The 19,713-nt window shown below is 41.1% G+C and carries 11 protein-coding genes, 1 tRNA gene and 1 pseudogene; 5 read left to right on the plus strand and 8 right to left on the minus strand.

Going from position 1 to position 19,713, the window contains the following annotated elements:
* Positions 1-339: 339 nt before the first annotated feature.
* Positions 340-2,961, plus strand: a complete 2,622-nt coding sequence (cphA, locus tag SAE01_RS11850) for a cyanophycin synthetase (RefSeq protein ID WP_147203981.1) — start codon at positions 340-342, stop codon at positions 2,959-2,961.
* Positions 2,962-3,062: 101 nt separating this feature from the next.
* Positions 3,063-3,133: transfer RNA gene (locus tag SAE01_RS11855), tRNA-Gln, on the plus strand.
* A 45-nt stretch (positions 3,134-3,178) separates the two neighbouring features.
* Here SAE01_RS11855 and SAE01_RS11860 read toward each other — a convergent pair.
* The 5 genes and pseudogenes from SAE01_RS11860 to secA form a co-directional block, all read right to left on the minus strand.
* Complete coding sequence (locus tag SAE01_RS11860) at positions 3,179-4,366, minus strand: M20 metallopeptidase family protein (RefSeq protein WP_147203982.1); 1,188 nt, start codon at positions 4,364-4,366, stop codon at positions 3,179-3,181.
* A gap of 31 nt (positions 4,367-4,397) precedes the next feature.
* Complete coding sequence (locus SAE01_RS11865; protein WP_170234148.1) at positions 4,398-4,847, minus strand: SPOR domain-containing protein; 450 nt, start codon at positions 4,845-4,847, stop codon at positions 4,398-4,400.
* Positions 4,848-4,857: 10 nt separating this feature from the next.
* Positions 4,858-5,526, minus strand: a complete 669-nt coding sequence (deoC, locus tag SAE01_RS11870) for a deoxyribose-phosphate aldolase (RefSeq protein ID WP_147203984.1) — start codon at positions 5,524-5,526, stop codon at positions 4,858-4,860.
* Positions 5,527-5,587: 61 nt separating this feature from the next.
* Positions 5,588-5,944, minus strand: a pseudogene (locus SAE01_RS24930) (four helix bundle protein).
* A gap of 100 nt (positions 5,945-6,044) precedes the next feature.
* Complete coding sequence (secA, locus tag SAE01_RS11880) at positions 6,045-9,377, minus strand: preprotein translocase subunit SecA (RefSeq protein WP_147203985.1); 3,333 nt, start codon at positions 9,375-9,377, stop codon at positions 6,045-6,047.
* A 469-nt stretch (positions 9,378-9,846) separates the two neighbouring features.
* On the opposite strand from secA, the gene SAE01_RS11885 reads away from it, so the two are divergent.
* Positions 9,847-11,478 carry a carboxylesterase/lipase family protein gene (locus tag SAE01_RS11885; RefSeq protein WP_147203986.1) on the plus strand — a complete coding sequence of 544 codons (1,632 nt, stop codon included), beginning with the start codon at positions 9,847-9,849 and terminating at the stop codon, positions 11,476-11,478.
* A 51-nt stretch (positions 11,479-11,529) separates the two neighbouring features.
* Here SAE01_RS11885 and SAE01_RS11890 read toward each other — a convergent pair whose 3' ends face one another.
* From SAE01_RS11890 to SAE01_RS11900, 3 genes are all read right to left on the minus strand, one after another.
* Positions 11,530-12,042, minus strand: a complete 513-nt coding sequence (locus SAE01_RS11890) for a hypothetical protein (RefSeq protein WP_147203987.1) — start codon at positions 12,040-12,042, stop codon at positions 11,530-11,532.
* A 215-nt stretch (positions 12,043-12,257) separates the two neighbouring features.
* Positions 12,258-12,455, minus strand: coding sequence for a cold-shock protein (locus SAE01_RS11895; RefSeq protein ID WP_147203988.1), 198 nt, complete (start codon positions 12,453-12,455; stop codon positions 12,258-12,260).
* Positions 12,456-12,759: 304 nt separating this feature from the next.
* On the minus strand, positions 12,760-15,189 hold the full coding sequence (locus tag SAE01_RS11900; RefSeq protein ID WP_147203989.1) for a TonB-dependent receptor: 2,430 nt from the start codon (positions 15,187-15,189) through the stop codon (positions 12,760-12,762).
* Positions 15,190-15,366: 177 nt separating this feature from the next.
* On the opposite strand from SAE01_RS11900, the gene SAE01_RS11905 reads away from it, so the two are divergent.
* Positions 15,367-15,984, plus strand: coding sequence for a polysaccharide deacetylase family protein (locus tag SAE01_RS11905; protein ID WP_147203990.1), 618 nt, complete (start codon positions 15,367-15,369; stop codon positions 15,982-15,984).
* A 555-nt stretch (positions 15,985-16,539) separates the two neighbouring features.
* On the plus strand, positions 16,540-19,695 hold the full coding sequence (locus tag SAE01_RS11910; protein WP_147203991.1) for a SusC/RagA family TonB-linked outer membrane protein: 3,156 nt from the start codon (positions 16,540-16,542) through the stop codon (positions 19,693-19,695).
* Positions 19,696-19,713 lie beyond the last annotated feature (18 nt).

Raw genomic sequence — 19,713 nt, forward strand, 5'->3', positions numbered from 1 at the left:
TGTTGCAAATGTAATCTATACAATCGTTTTCATAGTAACAGAAGCAATCATTTAACTATACAACTATAAAACTTTACATCTTTCTTTAGTAGCAGTGCTGATCGCAATTTGTTTTTAGATGTAAGAGAAGCTTTACAATTGTCGGCTACCAAATATAAATAAAAAAGTAAGGTCACCAATGCAGAACTTTAGCTGCTTGGTCGATCGTTAGTGAGCTAGATTATCGAGTTGGATGGGATAGAAACAGGGTGGTAAGCAATTTGATAAATTAGTTATACATGATTTATTGGGGATCAGGGTTTTTAAACACTTCAGAGCCAACCATCAACAAAAAACTTTATGAAAATTGTCGAAACAAAAGTATTGCAAGGTCCAAATTATTGGAGTGTTCGTAGGAACAAGCTAATCCAGATAAAGCTTGACCTGGAGGAGATGGAACAACATCCAACCAATAAAATTCCCGGTTTCACTAACCGGCTAAGAGAATTACTTCCATCTATGTATTCTCACCGTTGCAGTGTTGGAACGCCCGGGGGATTCTTTGAAAGAGTAGAAGAAGGAACATGGATGGGACACGTAATTGAGCACATTGCTTTAGAATTGCAAACCCTTGCCGGTATGAACACGGGGTTTGGACGTACGCGGGGAACTGGTAAAGAAGGAGAGTATTACGTAGTGTTTAGCTATGTGGAAGAAGACGCCGGAGTGTTTGCAGGAAATGCAGCAGTAAGAATTGCGGAAGCGTTGGCTGAGGGTACTGAATACAACCTTGAAGCAGACATACAAACTCTGCGGGAAATTCGTGAAAACACTGCTATGGGACCTTCAACCGGTGGAATAGTTAAAGAGGCTGCTAAACGGGGTATTCCGTTTATCAGGCTAAATAAACATAGCCTTGTTCAATTGGGTTACGGCGTACACCAAAAGAGAATACGGGCAACAATCGCCAGTACAACTTCTAATATTGCAGTAGACATTGCAGGCGATAAGGAGGAAACAAAAAACCTTTTAGGAGCAGCAGAGATCCCCGTTCCAAATGGAACGATTGTACGAACCGAGGAAGGGCTAAAGGAAGCAATCGAAGATATGGGATACCCTGTGGTGTTGAAACCTATTGATGGTAATCATGGCAAAGGAGCAACTACCAATATAACGACTTGGGAACAGGCGGTGAAAGCATTGCAGGAAGCCCAGATGTACGGTAGAAGCGTTATTTGCGAGAGGTTCGTCACCGGCTTCGATTTTAGAGTTCTGGTAATCAATCACAAGTTCATTTGTGCAGCGTTACGCACGCCTGCAAGTGTGGTAGGCGATGGCGAACATACCATTCAATGGCTCGTAGATGAAGTCAATAAAGATCCTCGACGAGGTTTCGGTCACGAGTTGGTGTTAACCAAAATAACAGTAGACAATTTTACTCAAAAAATGTTAGCTGATGTTGGCTATACCCTTGAGACTATTCCGGCCAAGGGTGAATTAGTCCTTCTAAAACCGACGGCAAACTTAAGCACCGGCGGTACAAGTACGGACATAACAGATGAGGTGCATTCAGCCAACATCTTCATGTGCGAAAGGATCTCGAAGATCATAGGTCTTGATATTTGCGGAATCGACATCATGGCGCCGGACCTGAAAGAACCTGTAACAGAAAACGGAGGTGCCGTTTTAGAAGTAAATGCTGCCCCAGGTTTCCGAATGCATATAGAGCCAACGGTTGGTTTGCCCAGAAATGTATCTGAGCCGGTTATCAATATGCTTTTTCCTAAGGCAAGCAGCGGCAGGATACCTATTGTAGCCGTTACCGGAACAAATGGTAAGACAACTACCACCAGGCTCATTGCGCATATTTGTAAGTCGGTTGGTTATAAAGTAGGCTTTACCACTTCTGATGGAATTTATATTCAGAATAACCTAATGATGAGAGGCGATTGTACAGGCCCTGTCAGTGCCCAGTTTGTGTTGAAAGATCCTACGGTTGATTTTGCCGTTTTGGAGTGTGCGCGTGGAGGTATATTGAAGGCCGGTCTTGCTTTCGAACATTGCGACATTGCTATTGTAACCAATGTTAGCGCTGATCATATTGGTCTCGGCGGAATTGACAACCTGGAGCAAATGGCTAAAGTGAAAGCAGTTGTTCCGGAAACAGTTTTTCCGCACGGCTATGCGATTCTAAATGCTGATGACGACCTTGTTTATGGAATGAGAAAAGGTTTGGAGTGTAATGTGGCCTTTTTTAGTATGGATGAAAATAACCCAAGAATTAAAGAACACTGTGAGGACGGAGGGTATGCGGCGGTGTTTGAAAACGGGTACGTTTCTATTTTAAAAGGCACATGGAAAATAAGGGTTCAGAAAGTAACAGACATTCCTATTACCTATGGAGGACGCGCTGTTCACAACATTATGAATGCACTTCCCGCAGTATTGGCTTCGTACCTGTACACCAACATTACTATTGACGATATCAAACAGTCGCTCCGAACTTTTATACCGTCCGATGTACAAACTCCAGGCAGGTTGAATCTGTTTCAATTTAAGAGATTTCAAATGCTGCTTGATTTTGCTCATAACCCTGCAGGGCTTAAATTATTAGGTGAGTTCATTAAGAAAATAGACGCAACTCCAAAGGTTGGTATTATTTCAGGAACGGGTGATCGCAGAGATGAAGACATCAGGGATATTGGAAGGATTTCTGCTACGTTCTTTGACGAGATCATCATCCGGCAGGATAAATACTTAAGAGGTCGCACAGCTGAAGAAATTATTGATCTACTTAGGGAAGGCATAAATGAAACAAAGCCAAAAGATCTTCCTGTAACAATTATCTTAAGTGAAAAAGAGGCCGTTTTGCATGCCTACAAAAATGCTAAACCTGGTTCTCTCATTACGCTTCTTGCAGACAAGGTTGATGCGTCGCTTGAACTTATTAAAAGGCTAAGAGAAGAAGAGGAAGAGCTATAACCAGAAAAGTGAGCAATAAAAAAGGGGTTAAAGCTTTGGTTTTTTTAAAAAAATATTTGTTCAAATATCTTGAACCCTTATTTTTGCACTCCATTTATGATTGCCCGATAGTATAATGGTAGTACGACAGTTTTTGGTACTGTTTGTCGTGGTTCGAGTCCATGTCGGGCAACAAAAAAGCGAATTGTTATAATGCAATTCGCTTTTTATTTATACTCTAGTTTGTCGTTCCTGCCTTGGCCCCAAACCAGGCCATCATCTGTATTCCATTTGTGATAGCCTCTTCATCAATATTAAATTTTGGCGTATGCACATTATGAATAATTCCTTTTTCTTCATTTCCCACTCCTAAACGATAAAAGCACCCGGGTACGACATGGGTGTAGTAGCCAAAATCTTCCGCCCCCATTCTAAGCTCAGTCTCCTCTACATTTTCTTTCCCCCAATATTCCTCTGCTAACTTCCAACCAACTTCCGTCAGCGAAGGGTCGTTGTCAACAAAAGGATATCCTACATCCACCAGTACATCTGCTTCCGCGCCCATTGCAGTCACAAGGCCCACCGTTTGTTTTTTAATCAATTCGTGGGCTTTTCTTCGCCATACTTCATCCATAGCTCTAAAAGTACCTTTTAGCTTTACTTCACTTGGAATTACGTTTGTTGTGTGTCCGCCTTCGATTGAACAGATAGAAAGGACAGAAGGCGATGTTGGATTGTTGTTACGACTAATAATCTGTTGCAAACTGACAATTAGGTGGGAGGCAATTAAAATGGTGTCGGCAGTGAGATGTGGCGCTGCCGCATGGCCGCCTTTACTCCTTATTGTAATAAATATTTCGTCTGCACTCGCCATTACTCTCCCTTTGCGAAAACTAAACTTGCCAAGAGGCAGGCCGGGGTGAACATGCATTCCGAAAATTCCGTGAGGCTTTGGATTTTCCAGCCCGCCATCTCTTATCATATAACTCGCACCGCCGGGATTTCTTTCTTCCCCAGGTTGAAACAACAGTTTTATCGTTCCTTCCCAATCATCTTTTAGTTCGTTAAGAATTTTTGCAGCACCTAAAAGACAGGTCGTGTGTACATCGTGACCACAGGCATGCATCAAACCTTCGTTAACGGACTTATATTCTACTTCGTTTTCTTCTTTTATAGGGAGTGCATCCATATCTGCACGAAGGGCAATAACACGGCTTCCAGGATTTTTTCCTTTGATTAGACCTACTACGCCGGTGGTTGCTTTTATTTCAAAAGGAATATCAAATTCACTTAGTTTCTGCTGGATGTATTTTGAGGTTTCAAACTCCTGGTAACTTATTTCTGGATGAGCATGAAGATGGTGTCTGACTTTTATAAACTCTTGCTGGTATTGTAAAGCAAGTCCTTTTATTTTCTCCTTTAGCATACATCAAAGATACTTGCTAGAGCTTCAATTTTTACTGGCTGTCGTCTTCGGGCGGTGGAGTGTATTCAATAATATCCGGAACAATGTAAATCCCTTTTTTAGGATATAATGCTGAAATCATCTTTCGGAGTTGAAGTGCTTCTCTTTGGGTTAAGAAGTTTCCAATACGTACCCGGAAATTCGGCGCCTGGTATAACAGGTACGATTTTTCATTAGGAAAACGACTTAACAGTTCTGCTTTCACCGCATTGGCTTCATCGCGGTTTTGGGTGTTTGCTGCTTGTATGCGAAAACCGCTTACTCGTCGTGGCCCACTTCTAAGTGACTTCTTGTTGATTTCTGCTTGTTTAGCCGCCATCTCATCAAAACGGGGGTCTTTATTGACGATAACAGAAGAAAAAGTATCGCTGTTACTTACCTGGCTTTTAACGATTATTGGGCAAATAATGAAAATTGAAATAATTATTAGTATTGCTTTCATCTCTGTTTGATTAATATTTTGTTTCGGCTGCCTGCCCATTAACGATAGCCACACTTGCACTACAACCTAAACGTGTTGCGCCGGCCTCAATTAGTTCTTTGGCAAATTCATAAGTTCTTATTCCACCGGATGCTTTGATTTGAACGTTTTTAGGCAAATTTTCTCTCATGGTCTTAACCGCTTCTATGGTGGCTCCTTTTTCTGCGTAGCCCGTTGATGTTTTTAAATAATCTATTCCTGCGGGACCAAATAAATGGCAACATTTAATCAATTCATCTTCCGTCAAGACACCACTTTCGATGATGACCTTAATCACCTTCCCTTTGCTTTTAATTACCGGCATTATATGGTTGATTTCGTTTGAAATTAACTGCCAGTCATTATTTTTAATTGCAACAATATTTGCTACCACATCCAGTTCATCTGCGCCGTCGACCATTGCCAGCAGTATTTCTGCAAGCTTCGCTTCTACAGCAGAGTAGCCAAAGGGGAACCCTATGACCGTGGCTACTTTAACGTCTGATCCCAATAAAAGTGCTTTGGATATTTTTACAAAAGGCGGAGGAACGCACACAGCCGCAAACCCGTATTCCTTTGCTTCTGCGCACAGTTTTTCGACGTCTGCTATCAGAGTGGTTGGTTTGAGGACGGTGTGATCTATGTGTTTGTTTAAGTTCATTCAGATTAATTAGGAATTAAGAATTAGGAATTTGATAATTAGGAATGATAGAGCTAGCTCATTAACAGTCACTTTTAATTGTCTTAAGAATTGAGCCAAGTATTCTTAAAATTTCTTCACAATCAAGAATTAAAGAGTCCGCCAATTTTTTTTCAAGTGAATTGCTATCTCGCAGTAATCGCAGCCAATACTTTGTTTCTCTCGCTTCCCTTTAAGAAATATCTAGTCTGGATTTAAAGTCTCTCCGCGAAGATCCTCCCATCGCTTCTTCAATGTTGGCTCCTACTGAAGTGCCTGAAGATAATACCTGGCCTGAAAGTCTATATTCTTTTTTACTTTCTACCAAGTGCCAGTAGAGTTTTACGATTGGCAAAGCAAAGGCGTAAGACTTTTCTACTACTATATTATTTTCTTTCATAAAAAAAGCATTTATACAATGTAATAAATGCTTTTTTATTAGTCAGCTTTTTAAATTTCAATTCCTAATTCTCCAATTCCTAATTCCTAATTTATAGCAACTACAAATCCTTTCCATGGCAGTTCTTAAACTTCTTGCCGCTTCCACAAGGGCAAGGATCATTTCTGCCGACTTTTGGTCCTACAACAATTGGCTGTTGTTTTACCACCGTAGGAGTAGGATCGAAATAATCGTTTTCGTTCGCAGCATAGTCCTGGCCGGCAACATCTATCTCATCTTTGTTGACGCTCATTTTGCTCATATCGGTCTTTTGCTGCCTTCCTTCATGGATCACTCTTTCCGGTTCGTTTTGCTCCACAGGTATACCTGCATGACATAAGAAGGAAACAATATCGCGGTTGACCTGCTCATCCAGTTTTTTAAACAATCCGAAAGCTTCCATTTTGTAGATGACTAAAGGATCTTTTTGCTCGTAAGACGCAGTTTGCACACTTTGCTTCAGGTCATCCATTGCACGCAAATGCTCTTTCCATGCGTCGTCTATAAGGTTTAGGGCTACGTTACGCTCAACCGCTTGCGTTAATTCAACACCTTTGGTTTCAAGCGTTTTATCAAGATTTGCCAATACCTGTATTCCGCGACGACCGTCGGTAAAAGGAACTACCACGTTTTCAATATGTTTTCCTTGTTGCTGACGAATGTTCTCGAAAACAGGTAAAGCATTCTGCGCTATTTCGAGTTTTTTATGGTGGTAGTTATTGATCGCCTCTTGGTACAGCCTTTCAGCCAGCTGTTTTTCGTTCGCTTTTGTAAGTTCATCCTCAGTAATAGAGGTGTCAATACCAAAGTTTACAATTACAGACATTTTAAATCCTTCAAAATCTGATTGCTCCCTAAAGCCTGCTATCAATCCTTCAGCAACCGAATAAAAACCATTGTCAAGATCTAAAGCAAGCCTTTCTCCAAACAAGGCGTGACTACGTTTCGTATAAATCACGGTACGCTGCTTGTTCATTACGTCATCATACTCAAGCAAACGCTTACGGATACCAAAGTTGTTTTCCTCTACTTTCCGTTGAGCTCTTTCAATGCTCTTGGTTATCATACTATGTTGGATAACTTCACCTTCTTTATATCCTGCAAAGTCCATCACCTTAGCAATACGCTCGCTACCAAACATCCGCATCAAATCATCTTCAAGAGACACGAAGAACATAGAAGATCCCGGATCCCCCTGACGACCCGCACGACCTCTTAGCTGTCTGTCCACACGGCGGCTCTCGTGTCGCTCAGTACCTAAGATTGCTAGTCCACCGGCTTCTTTCACGCCGGGGCCAAGCTTAATATCGGTACCACGTCCAGCCATGTTGGTTGCAATAGTTACATTACCGGGAAGACCTGCTTCAGCAACTACCTGCGCTTCTCTCGCATGTTGCTTTGCGTTCAAAACGTTGTGTGGAATTTGCTTTTGCTTCAACATACGACTAAGTAATTCACTCACCTCCACACTTGTTGTACCTACCAGCGAAGGCCGGCCTAAGTTCCGCTGCTTTTCAATTTCCTCAATAACCGCCTTGTATTTTTCGCGCTTTGTTTTAAAGACCAAATCCTGTTCATCTTTACGAATTGCAGGAATATTAGTTGGAATGGTAACTACGTCCAATTTGTAAATGCTCCAGAATTCTGCTGCTTCCGTTTCGGCAGTACCAGTCATGCCTGCCAGCTTGTGGTACATACGGAAATAGTTCTGAAGGGTAACTGTAGCATAGGTTTGAGTAGCGGCTTCGATCTTCACATTTTCTTTTGCTTCAATAGCCTGGTGCAAACCGTCACTGTAACGGCGACCCTCCATAATACGACCGGTCTGCTCATCTACAATTTTTACAGCACCTTCGATCACCACATATTCTACGTCATTTTCAAAAAGCGTATAAGCTTTTAATAGTTGTTGTACTGTATGAATACGATCGGCCTTAAGGGAATAGTCGTTTAGGATTGCTTCTTTTTGATGCAATTTTTCCTCCGGAGATAAATTTTGATCAATGTCAATTGCATTAAGCTGAACACTTATATCGGGAAGGATGAAGAAGTTGGGGTCTTCACCGCTTTTGGTAATCATCTGAATACCCTTATCCGTTAAGTCAACCTGGTTATTTTTTTCATCTATGTGGAAGAATAACTCTTCATCCACTTTGGGCATTTCGCGCTGCTGATCTGCCAGGTAATAGTTTTCTGTTTTTTGAAGTTTAGTACGAACTCCCGGTTCGCTTAAAAATTTGATCAAAGCGCCACTTTTTGGCAAACCACGAAATGCCCGCATTAAAGCAAGTCCGCCATCTTTAGGATCGTCGTTGCCTTCAGTGAATTTTTTCTTTGCCTCATTTAAAAACTGGTTTGTAACTCTTTTTTGAGCTTCTACTAATTGTTGTACTCTTGGCTTCAAAATGTGGTATTCCTGTTCGTCCCCACGAGGTACCGGTCCGCTGATAATTAAAGGTGTTCTGGCATCGTCAATCAATACACTATCCACCTCATCCACCATTGCATAGTGATGCCGGCGCTGCACCATTTCATCCGGTGTATGCACCATGTTGTCTCTCAAATAGTCGAAACCAAATTCGTTGTTGGTGCCATAAGTAATATCAGCATGGTAAGCGTTCCTGCGTTCCTGCGTATTAGGTTGATGTTTGTCTATACAATCTACACGTAGTCCTAAAAATTCAAAGATGGGCCCGTTCCATTCAGAGTCACGTTTAGCGAGGTAATCATTTACAGTAACAATGTGCACGCCTTCACCGGCAAGGGCATTGAGGTAAGCAGGCAAGGTAGAAACCAACGTTTTACCCTCACCCGTTGCCATTTCGGCAATTTTTCCTTCATGCAAAACAGATCCACCTATCAACTGCACATCGTAGTGAATCATATTCCATGTTACAGGTATTCCTGCAGCAAGCCATGTGCTGTTAAAGGTTACTGTGTCGCCCTCAATCTTTATATGTTGTCTCGAAACACTTAATGCACGATCGTGCTCTGTAGCGGTAGCTTGCAATTCAGGATTTTGCGTGAAACGTCGAGCCGTTTCTTTTACTACAGCAAAAGCCTCTGGTTGTATTTCTTTCAAGGCTTCCTCTATCTTCTCGTTGCGTTGCTTCTTCAACTTATCAATTACCTGGAAAATGGTATCACGACCAGCAATATCATCTGTCGACAACGCTTCAGCATCATTTGAAAGTTTTTCAATTTCGTTATCTATTTCACTTAAATGATTTTTTATCCTTTGCTTAAATTCTACTGTTTTAGAACGGAGCTCATCATTGGATAACGACTGGTATTGCTGGTAATATTGGTTTGTCTTTTCTACAATGGGCAGCAACAGTTTCACATCTTTCTGTGATTTGCTTCCTCCAAATAATTTTGATATAAAACCTAACATAATTTATGCGTTGCGTAAGAGTATAATTCTTTTGAGAATTTGTTTATTTGTCAAATTTGATGCTAATCAATTCAATTGGTCAATTTGACAGGGTAGCAAAGGTAACAAATGCCGTTGAGACGACCGAAAAGAGGAAAGTCGGGTAGTGTTAATATTTGGAGTTAGGTAAGAGCGAAATAGCAGACTTTGTGTCGCTGTGAGAATTGTTAAGTTTTGCTTTTTGAGTTTTTTGTTCTAGGTGAAAGTTACTTGCCAAAAGTTCTTGCAAGTGAGGAACAAGGTTTGAAGGTTTTTATCGATGATTTGTAAAATTTAGATAAGACCGGGTAATGTAATTGCATCCTCCATTAGGTTAAGTTCAGCAACCAGACCTGTTTTAAAAGTATTTGATCTTCACGAAAATTGCATTTGCATTACTAACTTCGACTTGTTACCTATCAATCGACTTCCAAATCTTAATCTTGCATATATGAAACAACTTTTCATTTTTTCAACGCTGGTCGTACTGCTGATAACTACAGCTTCGGGCCAAACTACTAATGACGTGACAGCTCCACAGGTAAAAACAGCAAATGGCGTGTTAGAGGGAACTTATGAGTCAGGTATCCGATCATTTAAGGGAGTTCCGTTTGGTCAACCTCCCGTTGGAAACTTGCGGTGGAGAGAACCTCAACCAGTAAAGAACTGGACGGGTGTAAGAAAAGCAGATAAGTTTGGTCCTCGTGCTATGCAGCGTGCTCTCTTTGGCGATATGGGATTTCGTAGTAATGGCATGAGTGAAGATTGTTTGTATTTGAATGTTTGGACACCTGCTACAACTTCCGCCCAAAAGCTGCCTGTACTGGTTTATTTTTATGGTGGAGGATTAGTTGCAGGGGATGGGTCGGAGTGGAGATATGATGGCGAGAGTATGGCGAGAAAGGGGATTGTTACAATCACTGTTAACTATAGACTGACTGTATTTGGCTTCTTTTCACATCCTGAGTTGACGAAGGAATCCCCACATCATGCATCCGGTAATTATGGTTTCTTAGACCAGGCAGCTGCCCTGCAATGGGTTCAACAAAACATAGCAGCTTTTGGCGGCGATCCAAAACGAGTCACTATTGCAGGAGAGTCTGCAGGGTCGTATTCTGTAAGTGCTCAAATGGCATCTCCACTTTCTAAAAATTTAATCGCAGGAGCTATAGGAGAAAGCGGCTCTTTGCTCAGTACTACCCCCACGACACCTCGTGCAGATGCCGAACAAAGCGGGGTACAATTTGCAACGACATTAGGTGCCTCTTCCCTGGCTGCTCTTCGTGCCATTCCGGCGGAAGAATTGTTGCAGTCAACAGCTAAACAAGGTACCCCTCGTTTTGGTCCTACGGTAGATGGATACTTTTTCCCTAAAGCTCCTGTGCAGATTTATGCGGCAGGTGAACAAGCACATGTTCCCTTGCTCGTTGGTTGGAACTCTGAAGAGAGTAATTACAAGGCAATTTTAGGGCAAAACAAGCCGACTGTTCAGAATTATACGGAGGCAGTCCTGAAGCTCTATGGAAGCCGGGCGGCTGATGCTTTAAAAGCGTACCAGGCATCTTCAGATGATGAAGCAGAGAAAATGGCGACTTTGTTAGCCGGAGATCGCTTTATTGGCTACAGTACCTGGAAGTGGTCAGACCTGCAAAGCAAGACGGGAGGCAAATCCGTGTATCGTTATTTTTATTTGCGTCCCCGACCAGCTATGCGTGCAGAAATGGGTAATGCAGTAGCGGGTCTGGCAGGAGGGATCATCAAGAGTGACTCAGTAGTTCCAAAACCGAAGCCCGCAACAGGTGCAGTGCATTCGGCAGAAATAGAATATGCAATGGGCAACTTGCCGACAAACAGGGTATATGACTGGCAGCCGGAAGATTTTAAGGTTTCAGAAATTATGCAGGGATATTTTGCAAACTTTATAAAGACTGGCGATCCAAATGGTCTTGGGTTGCCGGTGTGGCCAGCGGTAAAAAGCAACAATGTACAGGTGATGAATATAGATGTAAACACGAGGGTAGAGCCGGAATTCCGGAGGGAGAGGTATGTATTTTTAGATACACCAGCTCCAAAAGGAATCTAGTTTTTATCGGAAAAATAATTCAGGAGAAAGGCTAACGTAACAACGCACTCATTAAGGGTGCGTTTTGTCTTTATCGTTCAGATTGATAACATCTACGTCACCATTTTCATTTACCATGTATACTTTAAAATACAAGTCATTTGAAGTGAAGTAATCCTGTACCGTTTCAATGATCGCTTTGTACCTGTAAACATTTGGGAGCGCCATTGCGCCGTCGGCATTTTCATCCGAGTAGTATTTCCCAAAATTGATAAATGAGTTGAACAAAGACTCGTGAAACCAGCTTTTAGCCTGGGACGAGTCGTTTTTATCGAGCACCTTCAATAAACTGTTCCGCTCATTGGAAGGTTTTAATCCTTTTATGCCAATAATCTCTTTTGTAAAAAACTTCGAAACAGTTACAATTTTTTCGCTTTTACCAGTCAGATTTTTAGGTTTTTCTTCGTGGATTTTATAACCGTTTTTCTTCAGAAAGGAGATAAGACTGTTACAAATAAATTCTTCTGAATACCATTCTGTGCTTTCTCCCTGCTTAGTGAGATTGAGATACTTATCGCTCTCCATAGTTACATTCTTCGTTTTGGTTGCTATGAATACACGAATCTAATAGTAATAGCGAATACTATAGAATTGACTTTTCCACAAAAAATAGAATAATGATGATAAGTCTTAAAGGGGACTTAAGACCTCTAATTAGAGAGGGAAACGGTATATAAAACAATATCTGCCCGGCGCATACCGGGCAGATATTGTAGCTTGATTAACTTGATTAATATATATTAACCTAGAACCTTCACATTGAAAGCTTCCATTCCTTTCTTGCCTTCCCTGGTTTCAAATTCTACGCGTTCGCCTTCATTAAGAGTACCGCCTTTGAGTACTGATACGTGGACAAAAAAGTCTTTTCCTTGTTCGTTTTTGATAAATCCAAAACCTTTTGCCTCGTTAAAAAATTTAACTGTTCCTGTTTCTTTCATGGTAATTTCAATTAATAAAGTTTAAAGGTATATTTTTTTTGTTACGAAAACACTTTCTTGTAAAAGGGCCTTTTTAAATTTTAATTCTTCTAATTTTTGGAGCAGCAATAACATAGGCATTTATTATGAAACGTGTAGTTTGTTTAACACAAGAAATTTCGCTTCGATTTGTAGTCCGCTCACAATTTGAGATAAGTCGCTTTTCCAACGCAATTATAGAGTAGCTTTCTTTCACACGTCAATAAAAAGGGCCACGTATAGAAATACTGTGGCCTCACCTTTAAACACCCAGCTAACCTAGAATTTATAGTCTTTTTGCTTCAGATTCGAGGCTTGTCTTTCTTTCTCTTGCTGCTTTTACTTCGTTGCTTCCAAATCGATATTGGAAGGTTAGGCGTGCCTGCCGGCTATCGTAACCACCTTTGATATGTAAGTTTATTCCCGCGTAATTGCTCGTTGCATTCCACTTATTTGTTTTAAACAAATCGGTTACAGAAAGCTTTAAAGTAGCTCGTTTATCAAACAACGTTTTTTGTAATCCTGCATCGGCGGACCACATAAAATCTGTTTTAAAGGTTCCTCCCCATATAGAAGGTGTATTGAACCAACCACTTGCTTCTGCAGTATAACCCTTGCCCAAAGTGAAAGTGTGCTGGTTATAATAGTTGACGGTAGTAACAGAGAGGTCGATCGTTTTGCCATCTTCAAACTTTGCTTTGTACCTGCTTTGGTTAGCACTTAAGTTGGCATATACATTCCACCATTTAGTGATCTTAACGGGTGCACTTATGTTGATGCCGTATACATCTTGTGAAGCGAGGTTTTTATTGGTAATAAAAGTGGCGTTTTTACGAGTGGTATCATTTACTACTGTTATATAGTCTGAGATATGGCTATAGCTAACACTGGTAGTTAAAAACGATTTATAGGTGTGGCTTAAGCTAAAGCTGTTTGTGTACTGAGGACGAAGAAACGCGTTTCCTTTTTTGTAAGTAAGCTCATCCAATTTGTCTTCAAAAGGATTTAAGTCCTGGTAACGTGGCCGATCTATTCTGCGACTATAATTTATATTAAACTGGTGAGTTGGATTTAAAGTATAGCTGACGGCAGCACTTGGAAAGAAATCAAGATAACTTCTCTTGACAGCTTCCGTTGTATCATGCATAGTTTCTTTATTTTTGGCTTTCAGTATGCCTTCACTATTGGTTTGCTCCGCACGAACTCCGGCCTGAATGCTGAACTTTTTAAAAGAGCGATTATAGTTTACGTAAGCAGCGCTAACGGTTTCAGTATAAGCGAACTTATTGCTCTTCTCCCAATCCTGCTGTTTTACATTGTTCCATACATTATAGAAGTCAAACGTATTGCGTGTCTTTACTGATGAAAATTTGGCCCCAACGCCAAGTTTTCCTTTTTTAAAGTTTTGCTCGTAATCTGCTTTTGCTGTGTAGATATCTATATCTGTCGGTGTATTGTTGGCAAAAATCCTTTCGCGAAGTACCGCGCCGGTAGAAGCATTTATATAGACGTTAGGCTGCAGACTTTCTCCCCTTTGCGTAAAAAAACCCCTGTCAGCATCAATGTTTAACTCATGCCCTGAAGTATCAGCAAAGCGGTAATTAATATTTATGTTTTGATTGTTTCTGCGGTTAGGTTGTTTATTTCCCGACTGTAAAATTTCTGCCGGAAGTTTACTCGTTTGTGGAGAAATAACGGTTTGCCCGATAGCCTGCCAATCACCTTTATTGAAGTTGCCATTATACATTACCCCGATAGTATTTTTATCGTTGATAAAGTAGTCCGCACCTGCTTTTAAGTTTCCACCGTTGTACTTGTTTAGGTTTATATTCTTTTGATCATAAATGCTATCGTTTTGGGTTCTGTATAAATCATTCCAATTCTCTCCTCGGCCCTTATATCCACTTAAATTGCTAAAGAGGTTTACCTTCTTATTACGATAGTTCAGGCTCACACTCGAATTATAAGATGAATAAATACCCTGGTTGTAGCCCACGGATGCAGATCCGTTGGTACCAAATTTTTTATTCTTTTTGAATTTGATATTGATAATACCCGCATTGCCACTTGCGTCATATTTCGCAGATGGGTTTTCAATAATCTCAATCGATTCAATATCGCTGCTTTGTACAGACTTCAGGTAGGCCGCGAGGTCAGAGCCGGCCATTGGAGTTGGCTTTCCATCTATATAAATCCGCACGCCATTTTTACTCTTCATGCTGATATTATCATCTTTGTCAACCGTTACTCCGGGGCTTTTTTGTAATAATTCCAATGCGTTGCTACCAGTCGCGTTAATGCTGCTTTCAACGTTAAACACAGTGCGGTCTGCCCTTACTTCGATCATTGGTTTTTTTGCGGCAACAACTGTCACATCCTTTAGTTTCTTGTCCGCTGTCACAAGCGATGCTACGGGTACTGTGTAAGCAACCCCCTCTTTTAATTCAAACTTTGGCGAGTACCAGTTATTGTGACTTACGGTGCTGATCTTAACCATGTAACTTCCTGGTTTAACTTTTTCAAAAAGATAAGCTCCCGTATTGTCGCTCACTGCTGCCTTGTATAGAGCGCTGTCTTGAGTGAGCAGGCTCACTGTAGCCGCTACTAAAGGTTTAGAAGTATTGTCGATTACACTGCCTTTAATTGTGGATGTTGTCTGCGCAAAAACTGCGAGGTTGATTAATAGTGCAGTAATGGTAGATAAAATTGTTCTCATAACTTTTGATTGTGCGGCAAAATTACCAGCCGGGTATTCCGTAAAGAAGTTCAATAAGTATGAGTGGTTATAAAAGTATGATGAAAGTATAAGCGGTTAAAAATGAAGATGAGTGATGGATAGTCTTGGAGCAAAGAATTTTGGGATGGAACATTTCCTTTTTTGTTCTTTTGCAGCATGTATTTAGTCAAGACCCCGTGGTGGCTGAGAGCCTTGTATCCTTCTAAAGTGACCTGGAAAATGCCGGCAGATAAAAATGAAGTTTATCTCACTTTTGACGATGGTCCGCATCCAACAATTACGCCTTTTGTTTTGCGATATTTACGGCAGTACAATGCGAAGGCTACCTTTTTTTGTATTGGAAAAAATGTAAAGCAATACCCTCATATCTACGAGCAGATTATTAACGAAGGACATAAGGTTGGCAACCATACGTACAACCACCTCAACGGGTGGAAGACGGGTGATATAATTTATCTAAAGGACGTGGTATTGGCTCAGCAAGTGATTGACAGTAATTTGTTTCGCCCTCCTTATGGACGAATAACAAAGTCGCAGGTAAGAGAACTCTGCCCAATCTTCAAAATCATTCTATGGGATGTTTTAAGCGGGGATTTTGATGTATCTCTTTCACCCCAAAAGTGTGCTGACAACGTTATTAAAAATACTACCTCCGGATCCATTATAGTTTTTCATGATAGCGAAAAAGCTTTCCCCCGTTTAGAGTTCGCTTTGCCGAAAGCACTAGAATTTTTATCCGAAAAAGGATTTGCTATGAAGGCAATGGAAGGGTAGACGGAGTTTATCGAAATTGCTGTCGACCCACAGGCATGTGCCACACCTTTCCATGCATTGCACTGTTTAGAACTTTATGTCAATTTATTATTTCCCCCTAAAAAATGTTGAAAGTATTCAGACAGCACCGGCATAATCATTACAAATAGTTGGATCAATTTAGCATAAAAAAAATTTGGGCCTGGGGTAGAAACCCCGGCCCTCTTTTAATCCGTACCCTATGAAAACTTAGTTTTGGTTGCCTTTAATAATTTTTTAATATTTCTCTTTTTTTAAGCAACAAATCGGCAGATGCTGTTGTCTCGATTATAAACGCACATCATGCAAACTTTATTTTCGGGACCATAGGAAAAATAAATTTGTGGCTACTTGTGGCAGATGCGTGCCAAAAATTCATACTTTAAAACTATCTGTTAGTTAATCCCTTAAACGAAAAAATTTCCTTTTAAAAAAATTTTTTGCCTGATAATTTTGAAAAAAATCTTTTTCTAAATTGCAGCGATTTTTGTTTTTACCCTAGCTCTTCTAATATTTTATTAAGCAAAATTAAACCGTATGAAAAAAAGCTATTCTTATTCAATTAAGGTGAGTTTCTTAAGCCTTATTATGGTACTCGCTACCTTTTACGGCTTTTCTCAAGGTCGAACTGTAAATGGTACCATTATCGGTTCGCAAGACAACGCACCGCTATCAGGTGTTTCGGTCCTGGTCAAAGGTTCTAACCAGGGAACAGCAACCGATGCCGCTGGTAAATTTTCTATCGCAGTTCCTTCAAACTCCGCCGTGTTGGTGTTCAGTTCTACCGGCTTTGAAGCTAAAGAGGTAAGAGTAGGCAACCAGGCCGAAGTAAATGTTACACTACAGGCTGCAGCCAGCAACATTGGTGAAGTTGTGGTAATTGGTTATGGAACGCAGCGGAAATCTGACCTTACAGGTTCTGTAGGATCGGTGAAAGCATCTCAATTGCAGGAAAGACCCGCAGCATCACTCAACCAGGCGCTGGCAGGTAGAATTGCAGGTGTGCAGGTTAACACAAACTCAGGTCGTCCCGGTGGCCAGACGAATATCAGGATCAGGGGCTTTAGTTCAATTAGTTCTTCCAACAATCCTTTGTACGTTATTGACGGGGTTTTCTTACCTACCGGTACGCAGACTCAAAATAGTAACGTCATCGATTACATCAATCCAAATGACATTGCTTCCATCGAAGTTTTGAAAGATGCATCTGCAACAGCGATCTATGGCGCAAGAGGTGCAAACGGTGTAATCCTTATTACCACTAAACGTGGAACTTCAGGTGTTCCAAGGGTTACATACGATGCTGACTTTAGTGTTCCTACGATCGGACCACATAGGGTTAAAATGTTAAATGCACAGCAGTTTCTCCAGGTTGAAAACCTGGCTTACGACAACATTAAGGTGTACGATCCTGCTGGTTGGGCTGCAGGCAACTACTCCAACGTCGTAGATCCAAGAGTTAAAAGAAAAAGCCTGCCATTGCTTTTTGATGCCAATGGTAACCCGCTTTATGATACAGATTGGTTAAAGGAATCAACCCAAAATAAACTTTCCCAAAATCATCAGCTGGGCATTACCGGCGGAAATGAGAATACAACTTATGGCGCTTTTGTAGGCTGGAGAAATGACAACGGCTTATTGATCAACTCCTACCTTAAACGTTATTCAGGCAGATTTACTGTAGACAGTAAAGTGAAAGATTGGCTGAGAATCGGTGGAAGCCTCAGCTATAACAACCAACAGGAAAACCTGGTTGATATTGGTACAGGTGGTTTGAACTCAGTACGTATGATTACTGAAGGACTTCCAATTTTACCTGTAAAATATCCTGATGGCAGTTGGGGCGAGAACTGGCAATATCCTGGTATGGAAGGTGGATCTAATCCCGTACATATCATGACAGAGCGTAAGTATATTGTAAACACTCAAACTACTCTAGGTAACCTGTATACTTCCATAAATCTTGCTAAAGGCCTCGAGTTTAGAAGCCAGTTTGGTGCGAGCATTATTAACAGGGGAACAAATCAATACAGCGGTCGTACACTCGACCAGCTTTCAAGAGACCAGTCTGGTATCGCAAACGTTGCTAACAGCAATGAAACCTATTGGTCTTCTGAGAACTATTTCACTTATAACACAAGTTTCAGCGACAAGCATAAGCTGACCGCCCTGTTAGGTTTATCATGGCAGGCAACAAACTTTTTTAGCTTAGGTGCAGAGTCGAGGAACTTTTCAACAGACTACTTAGAGTTTAATAACCTAGGTGCAGGTAGCTTGTTACAATCCCTTTCTTCTAACAAAAGCGGTTTTGCATTTAACTCATATTTCGGAAGACTGAATTACAGTCTGAATGAGAAGTATCTGTTTACTGTGACTGCGCGTGCGGACGGTTCATCAAAGTTCGGTGCAAACAACTTGTATTCACTGTTCCCTTCTGCAGCCTTTGCATGGAGAGCATCTGATGAAAACTTCTTTAAGAACAATAACACAATCTCTAATCTGAAGTTCAGAACAAGTTATGGTCTTACCGGTAACTCTGAAATAGCAGCGTATTCTTCTGACGCGTTGTTAGGATCTTACACTGCAGTGATCAATAACTTAAGGGTAACAGGCGTTGGAACAAACAGGCTGGCAAATCCTGATTTACGTTGGGAGAAAACAGCACAATACGATGCAGGCTTTGAATTAGGTCTCTTCAAAAACCGTGTAAGTCTCGAAGCTGACTATTATTATCGCAAAACAACAGACATGCTGTTAGCTGCTCCAGTTCCAAGAACGAGCGGATTTTCTTCTATTCAAAAGAACATTGGTAGCATGGAGAACAAGGGGATTGAGTTGACTTTAAACACAGTTAACATCAGCAACAGGGATTTCTCATGGAACTCTACTTTCAATATTTCTATGAATAGAAACAAGGTGCTTTCTCTTGCTACACCGGCACCAATTTTCTCAGGTAATCCTAACTTCTTATCTAATACAGGTATCATCCAGGTTGGACAACCCGTTGGTTCTTTCTGGGGACTTGTTCGCCTTGGTGTATGGACAGAAGCTGAAAGAGCAGAAGCTGCCAAATTCGCAAGCTATCGTGGTGGTAAGCCAATCTTACCTGGTGACCTGAAATACCTCGATGTTGACGGAAACTATGCTATTAACGACGCCGACAGGGTTATTCTCGGAAACGGTAATCCTAAGGGCTGGGGAACTTTTGCAAACAGCTTCAAATACAAGCAGTTCAATTTGTTGGTCGAGTTACAATTTGTGTATGGTAATAGTGTGCTTAACCAAACCAAACACTCTGCAGAAGACAGGGTAGCTATTGCAAACAGTTATACAACCGTGTTAGACGCATATGATCCAAGCAAGAGCAACAACACCAACACAATGATTGCTGCGATTCGTGATACAAGAGCAGGTTACGTAACTAACGTGGATAGTCACTGGATTGAAGATGGAGGTTTCCTTCGCGGAAGAAACGCTTTGTTAAGCTATACTTTCCCTGCCTCAACAGCTCAAAGCATGCATTTGAGCAGACTGAGAGCATATGTATCAGTGCAGAATTTCTTCCTTAAAACCAAGTTCTCAGGAAACGATCCGGAAGTAACCACTTACGGTAATGCTTTTGCTCAAGGGCAAACATTCTTCGATTATCCTAAACCAACCATCTATATGCTTGGTATAAACGTAGGCCTGTAATTAATTACTTATCCTGAA

The organism is Segetibacter aerophilus, assembly GCF_007991655.1.
GTDB classification, from domain to species: Bacteria; Bacteroidota; Bacteroidia; order Chitinophagales; family Chitinophagaceae; genus Segetibacter; species Segetibacter aerophilus.